Here is a 13815-nt window from a genome sequence, read left to right on the forward strand (position 1 = left end):
GAAAGAGAAGCATGCGAATTTTTGTTTTTACTATACTATTAAGTTGGGCAATGAGTGCTTGGTCGATTGATGACCAAGTACGCACAAACCTAGCCTATACTTCAGATTCAAACCCTCAACCAAATGTGCCACAAGGTGAGTTAATTGGTCCTTTAGAATTTCACAGTAAAATTATCCAAAATACGGTGCGTAGATATTGGATTTACGTTCCATCACAATATCAAGCTAGCACACCAGCCAGTTTGCTGGTGTTTCAAGATGGTCAGCGCGCTAGTAACCCTAACGGCTCTTTGCGTGTGCCACAGGTGCTTGATAATCTTATTGCTAAGGGCGCTATTCCAGTCACAATCGGATTGTTCGTCACACCAGGCAACACCAGTCAAACCTATCCTGACAACTTAGGAATGAGTAACCCTAATCATCGTTGGCAAGAATATGATGTATTGACCGATGCTTATGCACGAATGTTGATCGAAGAGCTTATTCCGCTCGTCGAGAAGGAGTATGCACTTACTAAGGATCCTGAACAACGGGCAATTGCTGGGACAAGCAGTGGCGCTATTGCTGCCTTTACAGCCGCTTGGCACAGACCTGATTATTTTCGCAAAGTTTACAGCGCTATTGGTAGTTATGTATCCATTGGATACCGCCCAGATATTTTACCTAATCAACCCGGCGGTCAGGACTACCCTAGCTTAATAAGACGAACACCCATTCGCCCCTTACGTATCTTTTTTCAAGATGGTAGCAATGATTTGGACAACGAGTGGGGTAATTGGTTTTTGGCTAATCAGCAAATGGTTAAGGCGCTAGGCTATGCCAATCGTAATGCTGACGAGCAAGAACGGTTAGGTCCTCGCTATGAATTTACCTATGTGTGGACCGATGGTGAACACAATGACCGACATGCTGGTATCTTGTTACCTGAGGCGTTGCGCTGGTTGTGGCATTAACTTAGCTCAATTTGAGTATATCTTTGAGCGGCTGCAAAAACGCTTCGTAATGCTTCCACTGTTGCATACTATCTTTGAAGATTGGCTGTCTTACTTGTTCTGAACTAGGTGTTTTAATTGTCCTTTCAGTTTTGTAGTACTCAATGCAAGCTTGCTCAAAAGGTAGATTACAATATTCCAGAATGCGTTTCACTTGACCTTCCAAGTCATTAATCACATCTTCATGCTGAACACGCAACACATGTCCAGGAAGCACTTGATCCCAATGTTCCATCATCTCTAAATACGAATTGTAGTATTTACTAATATTTTCTAAGCCGTAAGTAAACTCTTGGCCTTCTCCGAAAAGTTGTTTAAACCCGCTAAAGCAACAGGCCATAGGTTCCCTGCGAGCATCGATGATTTTTGCCTTGGGTAAAATGAGTTTAATCAAGCCAATAAACATAAAATTGTTCGGCATTTTATCGATGAAAAAAGGTGCGGAGTCTCGGTAAACTTGAGTTTCTTTGAGATATTGCTCACCAAATTTTGCAAAATATTCTGGATTAAGTTCGTTGATAATATCCGGGTATCGATTTTGCTGGCCGCGTAAACGCGCAACTAGACCAATAATGTTATGCAGCTCCATAGTGCCGTCGACTTGAGAATGGGATGCTAGAATTTGTTCCAACAGGGTAGAACCAGCTCTTGGAAGGCCCACAATAAATATTGGATCAGGTTGAGGGCAACCAACATCAGCGAATCGTTTAAACAGCTCAGGGTTAAATACGCGTTTTTGATTGATGACTTGTTGCTCAATGAATTCAGGACGGTAGCCGGTAGACTGATTTTTCTTCTCATTGCCTAGATGGTAAAAATGAAACGACTTGACGTAGTCTTTTCGGTCTTCAAATGCCTTGCCTAACGCAAAACAAAAGTGGATTTGGTCGTTGCTTGAAATTTCATTCTTAAGTTGGGTCTGCATTGCTGCAATTTCATTTTCGCTGAACTTATAGGTTTTTGTATTGGCCAAACTCCAATAAGCATCCCCAAAACTCGGATTGATCTTGTAAGCTTGCTGATAACTGTCAATAGCTTTGGCTAAATCGCCTTTTGCTTTGTATGCATGGCCGAGAAGTAAATGCAGACTATGTTGTTGATGTGTATCCAACAGCGATAAATAGATTGAAATGGCTTGTTCAATTTCACCTATGCCAACCAAGGCTGTGGCCTTGGTCGTTAAAATTACAGGATTATCAGGACGCTTTTCCAACAAATTCTCTGCGACATCTAAAGCCTGTTTGAATTTCCCCATTTTGCTCAATAACTTTACGTATTCAATCCCAGCCGGAACATGCTCAGGGTGTAAAGCTAAACAACTCTCCAACAAAAACTCAGCCTCACCATAAATCTTTAAAGCTATGCCTATTTCAGCTAATAGGGTTAGCCCCTCTTTATCATGCTTTTGTTTTTGCAAGTATTGACGGCAAAGCTTGTCTGCTTCATAAAGTTGCCCCTCATTCATTAAATCTCTTGCCTGTAACACCGGAGGAGGGAGATTCGAAAGATATTGAATTTGCGCGTTGGCTAGGTCCAAGGCTGCTTTGTTCCCAACCGCCGCGTAATGCTGAACTAATGATTTCCAACTGGCCAAAAGGGCGGGATTACGCTGGGTAGCTTGATAAAAATTATCCGCTGAAGCTAGGGTATCTCCTAATTTGGCATAGAGATAACCTAATTCTTGATGGGCTCTGGCATGTTCAGGCGCGACCTGAATGATGGCAGTATTTACTTTAATAGCTTGTTGAAGTTCACCTTTGAGCCGAAAAGCAACCGCTAAGATATAGCGAAATTCGATACTTTGTTTTTCGTTTTCGGCATTATCAATCAGTGTTTTAGCATTTTGAATAACGTAATTAAAGTCCCCTTGGCTCAGGGCTTTTCTTAGTTGTTGTTGAGCATTCAAAGGTTACAACATCCTTAATGTTCAGCTTGTATAATTAACGTTTATTATAAAGAAAAAAGGCAAGCATGAAATGCTTGCCTTAGGCTTTTGTTTTATCCGTTAAAAGAAATCATAGGATAATCTGACCCCAAGGGTTCGCGGACGATTAGTCACAACTTTTGGCGTAAACTGCTGGGTATCTATGTAGAGTACTGCACTCTCATCCATCAAGTTATCGATGTATAGTTCCGCTTTCCAGCTATCTTTAGTGATCCCAACGGACACGTTAGTTATAGCATAGCTTTCTTGGATGTAACGACCACCTCTAAACGCATTGCCATTGGCGTCTGTGTAGTTAACACCGGCAAAGTTCGCAGCTTCTTGCTGAATGGGAAGTCTAGAACCAACGCCATAAATTAGGCGAGTCGCATCTTCCACCACATAGGCATCCATATTCATGCCGGCTAGTCTATCGCCAGTGTATGAAATAGAAGCATTTACGAAACCTTCCATGCCATCTTCGAGTTCAAAGAAATAACGTGCGCGTAAATTGCCTGAAAAATTCGCCGAATAAGGCAGTTCAGCACCGACTGGAAGTGCTATGCCTTCCAATTCTGGGTTAATCGACGTTAATTCGGTATCTAATAAGCTAAAGGCCGCATTGATGACCAAGTTGTCAGTCGCTAACCAAGTTAGATCTGCATCTAACCCTGTGATTTCAGCATCACCCACGTTGTCAGTGAATACTAAGAAACTAATATTGGTTGGATCAAATCTAGATGTTTGCAAGTCTGTGATATCTGAACGGTAGGCCGTCGCATTGACCCGCAGAATGCCATCTAAGAAGTCTCCTTTCATTCCTAATTCATAGTTTTTAAGGGTATCCGTCAATGAATACACAGGTATTCTGAAGCCCTCGAAAGCACCAGCCTGAGAAGATGAAAGCCCACCACCAACACGGTTAGTTACTGGCGGTCTGAAACCTTCTGAATAGGTAGCATACAGCAATACATCATCAGTGGCTTTCCAGTCTAATGAGAACTTAAATATAGTATCGTCTACTTTAAGAACACCATTGTCGTCGAGTAAATCCACGTTAAGTTGGCCACTTTGAATCGCCTGTTGTACAGCTGTTGGATCTAGTCCTACGGCGGTTAGTTCATCAGGATCTAATGTCCCAAATGCACGTAGTCGGCGACTCACGTCAACGGTAGTGGTTGAGCCCTTGTAGCTGTCTTCAATTTCGTACCAACGAGCGCCGATTGAACCTGTTAGGGTATCAGTAATGTCATATTCTAATTGTCCGAAAACCGCAATTTGGTCAATACCATGAGACACGTCGTTTACGAAACTAATTTCTGATGGGAAAGGTCCGCCATCACTGTTGATACCTTCTGTGCCTACAGTGGTTCTGGCTAAATCGGTGAAAAAGCCGAGCTCTGTATTGGCAATATTAAACATACCTATGGTGTCAACGTCTTGCTTATCGTAGAACACACCCGCAGTTACACGCCAATCGTTTGTTTGGTCGGTGTTGAATCTAAACTCGTGAGTAACTCTTGATGTTTGGGTGTCTTCTTTATAGAACTTAGTCGGATCCAAACACATTTCATCAGCAGGCGTTGCAGCTTCATAGTGATTACACACATAGTAAGCCGAGAACAAACCACCATTGGTATAACCTGTGTAGTCAATCAGAGAATCAATATCTCTATCCAAGTAACCACCGGTGTACACGAGGTCAAGTTTGGCTAAGCGACCTTCGATGGTCCAGGTAGTTAAACCAAATTCGTCATCATTATCTTCAGGTGTAAATCTGTTGGTAGAACTCTCACCGTCTAAGTTGGGGTCATAGGCGAATACACCTTCAGTTTCTAGCGACTGTGATGTATGTTGAATTAACACACTCCAATCACTATTGTAGATGTAGGACAGACCAAAACGTGCGCCAGAATAAACTGCATCGTTGATATCTTCTTCTATTAAAGCATCGTTGTTTGGGGAAATGACAGGTGTATTAGCTGCATCAGATAAGACGCCGCCAGAAATACGGTCAATCACTACCGCGCTACCAATGTACCCACCTTCACCAGGCTCATTTCGGATGTTGTCGATCCATCCGCCTTGTTTAGAGTTGTAAGCCGCAATTCTAATTGCTAAGTCATCAGTCGGGGTAAAATTAAAATAACCTTCGACAGTACTACTATTTTCGCCGCCTTTAGTCATAGAGAAATCTACGTCTGTACCAGCTGAAAATCCGAAGTGGTCAGGTTTTTTAGTTATTAATCGTACCGTACCTGATTGCGAGCTTGCACCAAATAAAGTGCCTTGCGGTCCCGGCAATACCTCAATACGCTCCATGTCAGTGGCGAAAACGTCTAGGTTTCTACCCTGCATCGATATAGGTTGTTCATCTAAATATAAAGCGACAGATGGTTGAAGCGCTTGAACCGAAGAAACGGAAATATTAGTTTGAGTAGTTGCTGCACCACGGATATAGATTTCATTTTGTCCAGGTCCTGTCCCCTGAAAGGTGACATTGGGGAGAAACTCAACATAGTCTCCAAAATCATCAATGCCTAAATTTTCCAGTGCTTTACCATTTAATGCTGAAACAGTTACAGGTACGTCTTGAATAGATTCGGCGACCTTGGTAGCGGTTACCTCAATAGTTTCAATTTTTGATTCATCCTGACTTGTCTCATTATCTTGAGCAAAAGCAGTGTTACTAGCCATAGCAGCGAGAATCGCTAGGCTAAGTTTAGACTTCATCATATTTTATTTTTCCCTGAGTAATTACCGTTTAAAATTTACATAGTGCTCTAGTAAGTTATTCGAAATATAATTATTAAATTTTCCAAATGCATCGAATACAAACTAAATTTGATTACAGTATATACTAAAAATAGGTTCAATTTAATGCTACTTAGGTGTATGTGGTCTTTTTTGATAGAGTTTTAAATCTAAATTATAAATTGAATACTAATTATAAGTGTTGTTTGTATTAGAGTTTTGAGTACTTCTGGGTTAATCTGCTTGTACTTGCACCATGAATAATAATAAGAGGAAGTTAATTAGTGTCGGCTGAACAAGTGAAATCAAGTCTGAATAAACGTGTTTTTATTCCGGCTTCACTCGCAATTGTGGTACTTCTGTTGTTCGCAGTGATCGCACCAAAAGCGGCAGATGCAATTTTTCAAGCTATGCAAAATAGTATAGTGTCGAATGGTAGTTGGTTTTATGTGCTTTGTGTTGCGGTTATTTTATTGGCCGTGATCTATTTGGGGATTTCCCGCTACGGTAGCATTCGCCTCGGCCCTGATCACGCGGTACCAGACTATTCTTTAGTTACTTGGTTGTCCATGTTATTTGCAGCAGGTATGGGCATAGGCTTGATGTTTTTCGGTGTAGCAGAACCCGTTATGCATTACCTTGCTCCCCCTTCTGCAGAAGCGGCAACTGTAGAAGCGGTGAGAGAAGCGATGAAAACCACCTTTTTCCATTGGGGGCTTCATGCGTGGGCTATTTATGCTGTGGTAGCGCTAATATTGGCTTATTTTAGTTTCAGACATAATTTACCACTTACTCTACGCTCGTCTTTATATCCCATTATTGGGGATCGGATTTACGGGTGGGCCGGACATACGGTCGACATTTTTGCTGTTATCAGCACCATTTTCGGTGTGGCAACTTCTTTAGGGCTAGGCGCTTCCCAGATTAATAGTGGTTTCAACTATTTATTTGGTTGGGACATTAGTGCCGTTAATCAAATTTTATTAATGGTTGGTATCATCGGTATTGCCATTATTTCCGTGGTGTCAGGTTTAGATAAGGGCATCAGACGTTTATCAGAACTTAACATGTTACTGGCAGTAGCTTTGCTTATATTTGTATTGATATTGGGGCCTACTGTTTTCTTGTTACAAGCCTATCTACAAAATACGGGTGCGTATCTGTCTGATATCGTACGCAACACCTTTAATTTGTTCACCTATGAGAAAACCGACTGGATTGGCGGTTGGACCATATTTTACTGGGGCTGGTGGTTAGCCTGGGCGCCTTTTGTTGGCTTGTTTATCGCTAGAATTTCCCGTGGACGAACGATCAGAGAATTTGTACTAGGCGTATTGCTAATTCCGGCTGCATTTACTTTGTTGTGGATGACAGTATTTGGCAATTCAGCTATTGAGCTTATTAGTGAAGGCGAATCACTTGCACTGAGTAAAATGGTGAATGAAGATACATCTTCGGCGCTTTTCTTGTTCTTTGAATCATTTCCGTTAAATGAATTCCTAACCGGCATTGCCATAATAATGGTAATTATTTTCTTTGTAACTTCCTGTGACTCAGGGGCAATGGTGGTGGATATGCTTTGTTCTAACGGCAAAAATGACACGCCGGTATGGCAACGGATTTATTGGGCGCTTGGTGTTGGTATAGTGGCTGCTATTTTATTAGCCGCAGGTGGGTTGAACGCGCTACAAACCATGACCATAGCATCGGCGTTACCTTTTGCCCTTATATTGCTGTTTTCTATTTTTGGCCTAATAAAAGCCTTGCGGATAGATGAATTTAAACGAGAGTCATTACTGGCCAATTTAACACCTTCTTATCCCACCGAACACAATAAAGCTTGGCAGGAGCGGCTACAAAATATCGTTGACTTCCCGAATAAATCGGCGGTGCAAAAGTATCTGTCTTCAGTAGTGAAACCTGCATTGGAATCTGTTGCCAAACAGTTGCAGAGCTACAATATTTCAGCTTCGATTAATATGTTGGACGATGGTGTTGAAATAGTTGCAGAGCATGGTGAACAACAACATTTTGTATATGGTGTGCACAGACGCAAATACGTTCAACCAGATTTTATACAAGAAACTGATGACCAAAACGAAGAACAGATATATTATCGTGCCGAAGTGCATCTTGCTGAAGGTGGGCAGGATTACGATATAATGGGCTGGTCTAAAATAGCTGTGATCAACGATGTAATCGATCAATATCATAAGCATCAGCACTTTTTGCATTTATTGCGTTAGTTTTTGTTTATAAGTGGAGTTATTTGGATGCAAAAACATGAAGAATTACTGATTGCTCTGCGCAAGGTGATTCGAGCTATAGACTTGCGCTCTCGTCAGCTAAATAAAGTGGCTGGATTAACAGGTCCGCAAATTGTCGTGCTTCAACATTTGGTCCAGAACTCAGGTGCTATGGTAAAAGAAATTGCACAAAGCATTAATTTATCTCCGGCTACTGTAACGTCAATATTGGATCGCCTGGAAAGTAAAAGTTTTATCACACGCGCACGCAGTCAAACGGATAAGCGTAAAGTGGGTGTAAGTATTACGACTCTTGGCGAACAAATGCTAAAAAAAGCGCCTTTACCCTTGCAGGAACACTTTTTAAATCGATTTGCACAATTAGAGCAGTGGGAACAGAGCCAGATGGTGGCCACCATGCAGCGCATTGCCAGTATGATGGATGCTGAAGATTTGGATGCTGCACCGCTGTTGGAGGTTGGTAGTATTGTTGAAAGCAATGCACACAACTAAAAAAGGGTAGCAATAATTGCTACCCCTTTGGTTTTTGTGACCAAGACAAAGCCTACAGGCGATACACTACACCAATTCTAGCTTCTACATCGTCGTGTACAAAACCGACCGAATCTTCGATGCGTTTGCCCAAGGCATTACTTACGTTTAATGTAAGATCAAGCGCGTCAGATACTGAAATGACTCCGCTAGCGCCAATACTGGCGTATCCAGGTAGTTGTCTGTATCCAGTGGCAATTGAGCTGTCAGCATAGTCATCTCTAAAATCCATATAAATGGATGTGCTAGCATTGTCAAAGCTGAAATCAACTCTTAGATTTCCACTGATATTAGGACGTTTACGCAAGGTTACATCTGCACCTGCATCAATATCTAAATAACGTACATTTGCAACTAACTCGATGTCGCTACTCAGGCTTGACGTTAGATCAAATTCCACACCAGAAGTATCCACACTATTACGGTTTACGTTGGTAAATAATTCAGCATCAAAATCGATCAAGTCCTCAAATTGGTTTTCAAAATACACCACTGAATACCCTAAAGATGAGGTGATTTGTTGATTAAAACCGACTTCAAAGTTATCACTTCGCTCAGGTTCTAACTCGCTATTACCTACCAATGGATGAGCCAAAGCAAAAAAGCTAGGCAGTTTATAACCTTGGTTAAAGACCGCGAATACTTGAGTATCTTCATTGATTGCAAATTCAGCGCCGACTCTAAAAGTAGATTCGTTATCAAAACTGTCAGGTGCGTCGTAACGAGCCGACACTTCTAACGTTAATTGATTGACTTTATGTTGAGCTTCCGCGTAAACAGAATCTATATCTTGAGAAAAATCGTAGTCCACTGGTAATTGGAAACCATAATCTAAAAAGCCGCGATTATTGCCATCTTGTTGACGATGATTCGCTCCCACTACAAAGGTGGTATTTGCATTGGCTTGATAGCGAGTATAAAGATCGAATTCAAGTCGTTCATATTCAGAGGTAATATCGCTTGCAGGAATACCTGATTGAACACCTTCAGCAATACCTGGATTAGCAATAAATTCTTCACGCTTTAACCAAGATAACTGAGAGTTGATAACCCAATTGGAATCGATTTGATATTGTGCACCTAGACCCATTATCCATTGTTCGCTATCGCGTTCTTCGGCTTGCTGTGGCACTGCATATAATTGACCACCAGAATCTTCAGTAAAGCTCTTCACATCGGTTTCGTTATAAGTCAAAAGGCCTGATAGTAAGAGCGCATTTTGACTATGGCTAGCTTTAACCAACAGCTGATTGGCGGTGACTTCTTCAAATGCTGAAACTTCTTTATTTTGGGTGGACACTGATCCAAGAATACTGGCGTTTTCATTTAATTTAGTGCTGCCAGTGATACTTGCATTCAATTGTTTGTCAGTACCTACTTCTGCTGTTATGACAGGTGATGTAGTATCTCTTGTGATTATGTTAATCACACCACTTACCGCGTCGCCGCCATAGATGGTATTGATTCCACCGCGATACACATCAATTCGCTCAATTGCTGCTGGGTTGATTTGGTTAAAATCGAAACCGCCACCACGGCTGTTAGTGCTGTCATTGACCGCAATGCCATCAATAGTGACTAAGGTAAAATTAAATTCACCACCACGAATGCTGACATAAGAAAAACCCCCTGCGTTACCATTTTCGGTCACATCAATGTGCGGAAGCCGTTTTAGTAAATCTAAAGTAGATGCTGGGTTTAATTGTTCAATTTGTGCTCTGGTAATTGAGCTAACGGCCCCAACGGGCAAATCTTGTAAACGTGTTCCACTTACTTTAATTACTTCAGTTTGTTCGCTTGTCTGTGCGAACAGTGGGGAGGACATTGCTAATGCTATTAGCGCCACGGAATATTTTAACTTCATTATATATCCTAACGTGCTAGAAAAGTTGGGCATTATGCCATTTTAGATAGTTGAGACCAGAAAAATTCGGGTTACTAAAATAATTGTTAATTTTATGTTTTTTAGTATTTAACCATCTGTAATTGAGAATTGCATTAATTCTCATCAGAATACGCTTGACCACAATTTTTGGATGTAAATGCTGTCATAAAGTTAATGAGGAAAAAGCATGAATAGAATTAAAAAATTAGTTATCTGTGGGATCGCATTATTGGTGGTGCAAGGTACAGCGCTAGCCAATCAATTTAATGTTTTATTATTTACTAAAACGGCTGGCTGGCATCACGAATCAATCAACGATGCTATTCCCGCGATGCGCGGACTAGCTCAACGACATAATTTTTCTTTGGAATGGCATGAAGATGCGAGTCGATTCAATGATGATTTTCTTGCCAAGTTTGATGTGATTGTATTCATAAACACCACTGGCGATATTTTAAATGACCAACAGCAAAAAGCCTTTCAGAAGTTTATCCAATCAGGTAAAGGATTTGTTGGCGTCCATTCAGCTTCTGATACCGAATATGATTGGCCTTGGTATGGAAAACTCGTAGGTCATTACTTTAAAATTCACCCTGTCATTCAAACGGCCATTATTGAGAATATCGACAACAGCTTTCCGGGCATGCAAGCTGTGCGCTCTCGCCATTTATGGACCGATGAATTCTATGACTTTAGACCAGCCAATATTGACTCTTTAAACTACATCATGAGCATAGATGAAAATACCTATAGTGCAGAAGTGAAATGGGGAGATTTGGAATCTAAGGGCATGGGAGATTTCCACCCAATGGCTTGGTATCACGAATACGATGGTGGTCGTTCTTTTTATACTGCGTTAGGTCACTTGCCAGCAGTGTATAAAGACCAAGTATTTTTAGAGCATCTTTATGGTGGTATTTATTGGGCTGCTACTGGCAAAGGTATTGAAAAAAAATAGTAAGTCCGTCGTGATTACTTGATTAATAGCATAAAAACTACTAGTGTCGAATTTGGATTATGTAGTATCAAGATAGATTGATGCAGAAATTGGACGTGTTAGCTTATGCTATTAAAGTTGTTTAATCTCTTCGGCCTTGTCATTTTTTCATTGTTTGCATATTTGCAGCTAAACGATGCTAGTCAGTATGGCAATTACGATGCTTGGATTTGGGTCGCATTATATAGCATGTCAGCATTGTTTAACTTATGGGCGTTATTTGAAAGTATAAACAAGAGTGTGATATTAGTTTGGTGTGGATTTATTACCGGTTGCTTGCTTTTCAGAGTACAAGATGACCAAGGGAATTTGCATTTTGATTGGATAGCGGCTAGTGCCTATGTTGATCAAACTAATGGACAAATGATACAAAACACAAACGAAGCAGGTGGCTTGGTTGTTATGTTGATTTGGGCATTACTGCAACTCTGGCTAAACCGGGCAAAACGCAGAAATTCTTGGCATTAAACAAAACCGCAAACAGTAACAGTTTGCGGTTTTATGATAATTTAATGTACGCCTAGCTTTTTGAGATACTCTATGCTTTGCGGCATTTGTTTTTCCACTCTAGAAGATTCATCTTCGATAAAGAAATAACGGATACCTTGGCTTTTAGCTTCTTTGACTATAGCTTCTATGCCAACATCGCCTGTACCCAACACTACGTTAGTGTCTTTCGCTTGGCTACCCGTTGCGTTGTTTTGGGTTCCGTGAACCCGATCTTTAACATGCAATGACGTCCAGCGACCTGGATATTTTTTTAAGTAAGCAACGGGATCTCCGCCACCATTTTTAATCCAAAAAACATCCATTTGGAATTGAGCTTCTGTGACATTTTGCACCATATAATCTAATAACGTACCCTCTTCATACTCAATTAATTCGTAACCGTGGGGGTGATATTGCAAAGTAATTCCGTGCTCTTTTAAAATTTTGCCTGAACGGTTTAATACCTCGACTGCTTTTTTAGCATGCTCAATGCTAAATGCTCCCTCATGAGGTATCCAATAAAAGGTGGCAAATTTTGCACCATAAAAATCGGCCTTGTAGGCAATGGAGAGAGGCGACTTCTCAACTTCTTCGTAATTGGTATCTACGCTGACGACTTGAAGATCATGTTTAATTAACGCGTTCTTATATTCATGGATAGTCAGCCCGTATAAATTGCCAGCACCTTCTAAAAGCTTAAGATCCCACTGTTTTATCAATGCGAAGGTTTTGTCTACGCCGTCATCTTCAAACTGATGCCTTACAGTATACACTTGAAGCCCCATTTCATGAGCAAATGAAGCTAAGCTCAAACTGAACATGCAGCCTAATAAAAGGGTTTTTAAAGAAAATTTAAATGACATATTTATCTCCACAGACATTAAAGTATCACTAAGATTTAGCACCTAGCCTGTAGTGTAAAAGTGCTAAAAAGTAAATAATTTGTTAATGGTAGAGTCTAGTAGCCTAAAAGCAAAATCGATAGCGAATTTTCGTTGATTGATGATATTTTTTCGGCGTTACAATTTTGATAAATTGTCTATTTGCTAGGCTAAAAGTCGAAATAATAGGTAAAAATACTCACAAACGCCGAAATTATTCTAGCCGAAACCGATTACATGATAACCATAAGACAATTATTTAGGGTTAAATAGTCACAATTATTTAACGATTGATACTCTATTTTGACATCAATTTGTTCGCTTACATCAGGAGTGCATTTTCATGACACTAAAAATTAAACAGACACTTGCCAGCGTTTTACTTCTTTCATTTTCTTTATCTGCAGTAGCGCAAGTCACTCAAGACATGGTTGAAGCTTCTCGAAAAACAGAAGTTTGGGAACCTGTACCACCTAAAGTTGAAACTTTGCCAGGCAATCCTCCGTCGGATGCTGTTGTATTGCTCTCGGGTGATAGTTTAGATGCTTGGGAAAGTGGTAATGGTGAAGCTGCTAAATGGGATGTAAATGCCTACGCAATGACAGTGAAGCCTGGGGCGGGAGATATCCAAACCAAACAAGAATTTTGCGATGTTCAGCTTCATTTGGAATTTAATCCTGCGATAGAAAACGATAAAACCGATCAGGCAAAAGCCAATAGTGGTGTGTTTTTACAAGGGCGATATGAAGTTCAAATTCTTGATAACTACACCAATAAAACCTACGCCAATGGGCAAGTGGGAGCAGTATACAAACAACACATTCCATTAGCCAACCCAAGCAGACCAGCTGGCGAGTGGCAATACTACGATATTATTTTTACTGCACCTAAGTTTGATGGTGAAGCGCTAAAATCTCCGGCATATGTCACTGTGTTATTAAATGGTGTCTTAGTTCAGAATCATGTAGAGATTCAAGGGACTACGGAATGGATTGGTGCTCCAAGCTATAAAGCCCATGGTTGTGCGCCAATTAAATTGCAAGATCATGGTAGCCCTAACCGATTCAGAAATATTTGGGTACGTGAGCTATAATT

At 40.7% G+C, this 13815-nt stretch carries 10 protein-coding genes; 6 read left to right on the top strand and 4 right to left on the bottom strand.

Annotated features, from left to right (window positions below; all coding sequences use genetic code 11):
* Nucleotides 1–11: 11 nt before the first annotated feature.
* Entirely contained in the window at nt 12–953 is a 942-nt protein-coding gene (locus tag ACNKW3_RS12595; protein WP_427399656.1) for an alpha/beta hydrolase, read from the top strand.
* A 1-nt stretch (nt 954) separates the two neighbouring features.
* Here ACNKW3_RS12595 and ACNKW3_RS12600 read toward each other — a convergent pair whose 3' ends face one another.
* The gene (locus tag ACNKW3_RS12600) at nt 955–2898 is read right to left on the bottom strand and encodes a tetratricopeptide repeat-containing sulfotransferase family protein (protein WP_427399657.1); all 1944 of its coding nucleotides are present in this window, start codon (nt 2896–2898) and stop codon (nt 955–957) included.
* Nucleotides 2899–2997: 99 nt separating this feature from the next.
* Nucleotides 2998–5652 carry a TonB-dependent receptor gene (locus tag ACNKW3_RS12605; protein ID WP_427399658.1) on the bottom strand — a complete coding sequence of 885 codons (2655 nt, stop codon included), beginning with the start codon at nt 5650–5652 and terminating at the stop codon, nt 2998–3000.
* Between the two features lie 302 nt (nt 5653–5954).
* On the opposite strand from ACNKW3_RS12605, the gene ACNKW3_RS12610 reads away from it, so the two are divergent.
* The gene (locus ACNKW3_RS12610) at nt 5955–7916 is read left to right on the top strand and encodes a BCCT family transporter (RefSeq protein ID WP_427399659.1); all 1962 of its coding nucleotides are present in this window, start codon (nt 5955–5957) and stop codon (nt 7914–7916) included.
* A gap of 27 nt (nt 7917–7943) precedes the next feature.
* A complete protein-coding gene (locus tag ACNKW3_RS12615) occupies nt 7944–8429 on the top strand; it encodes a MarR family winged helix-turn-helix transcriptional regulator (RefSeq protein WP_427399660.1) in 486 nt (161 codons plus the stop codon).
* 52 nt (nt 8430–8481) lie between these two features.
* On the opposite strand, the gene ACNKW3_RS12620 is transcribed toward ACNKW3_RS12615, so the two are convergent.
* Entirely contained in the window at nt 8482–10332 is a 1851-nt protein-coding gene (locus ACNKW3_RS12620; RefSeq protein WP_427399661.1) for a TonB-dependent receptor plug domain-containing protein, read from the bottom strand.
* Between the two features lie 208 nt (nt 10333–10540).
* Between ACNKW3_RS12620 and ACNKW3_RS12625 the strand changes: the two genes are divergently transcribed.
* Together ACNKW3_RS12625 and ACNKW3_RS12630 are read left to right on the top strand one after the other, a co-directional pair.
* Complete coding sequence (locus ACNKW3_RS12625) at nt 10541–11311, top strand: ThuA domain-containing protein (RefSeq protein WP_427399662.1); 771 nt, start codon at nt 10541–10543, stop codon at nt 11309–11311.
* Nucleotides 11312–11416: 105 nt separating this feature from the next.
* Nucleotides 11417–11818, top strand: coding sequence for a transmembrane 220 family protein (locus ACNKW3_RS12630; RefSeq protein ID WP_427399663.1), 402 nt, complete (start codon nt 11417–11419; stop codon nt 11816–11818).
* A gap of 41 nt (nt 11819–11859) precedes the next feature.
* On the opposite strand, the gene ACNKW3_RS12635 is transcribed toward ACNKW3_RS12630, so the two are convergent.
* Entirely contained in the window at nt 11860–12702 is an 843-nt protein-coding gene (locus tag ACNKW3_RS12635; protein ID WP_427399664.1) for a sugar phosphate isomerase/epimerase family protein, read from the bottom strand.
* Between the two features lie 361 nt (nt 12703–13063).
* On the opposite strand from ACNKW3_RS12635, the gene ACNKW3_RS12640 reads away from it, so the two are divergent.
* Nucleotides 13064–13813, top strand: coding sequence for a 3-keto-disaccharide hydrolase (locus tag ACNKW3_RS12640; protein ID WP_427399665.1), 750 nt, complete (start codon nt 13064–13066; stop codon nt 13811–13813).
* Nucleotides 13814–13815 lie beyond the last annotated feature (2 nt).

This window comes from Glaciecola sp. 1036, from assembly GCF_050306235.1.
GTDB lineage: Bacteria > Pseudomonadota > Gammaproteobacteria > Enterobacterales > Alteromonadaceae > Glaciecola.

What these genes read in the sequence shown, in the direction of transcription:
- ACNKW3_RS12620 (WP_427399661.1), bottom strand. Translation starts at nt 10,332, where the DNA reads ATGAAGTTAAAATATTCCGTGGCGCTAATAGCATTAGCAATGTCCTCC.
- ACNKW3_RS12640 (WP_427399665.1), top strand. Translation starts at nt 13,064, where the DNA reads ATGACACTAAAAATTAAACAGACACTTGCCAGCGTTTTACTTCTTTCA.
- ACNKW3_RS12630 (WP_427399663.1), top strand. Translation starts at nt 11,417, where the DNA reads ATGCTATTAAAGTTGTTTAATCTCTTCGGCCTTGTCATTTTTTCATTG.
- ACNKW3_RS12605 (WP_427399658.1), bottom strand. Translation starts at nt 5,652, where the DNA reads ATGATGAAGTCTAAACTTAGCCTAGCGATTCTCGCTGCTATGGCTAGT.
- ACNKW3_RS12635 (WP_427399664.1), bottom strand. Translation starts at nt 12,702, where the DNA reads ATGTCATTTAAATTTTCTTTAAAAACCCTTTTATTAGGCTGCATGTTC.
- ACNKW3_RS12615 (WP_427399660.1), top strand. Translation starts at nt 7,944, where the DNA reads ATGCAAAAACATGAAGAATTACTGATTGCTCTGCGCAAGGTGATTCGA.
- ACNKW3_RS12595 (WP_427399656.1), top strand. Translation starts at nt 12, where the DNA reads ATGCGAATTTTTGTTTTTACTATACTATTAAGTTGGGCAATGAGTGCT.
- ACNKW3_RS12625 (WP_427399662.1), top strand. Translation starts at nt 10,541, where the DNA reads ATGAATAGAATTAAAAAATTAGTTATCTGTGGGATCGCATTATTGGTG.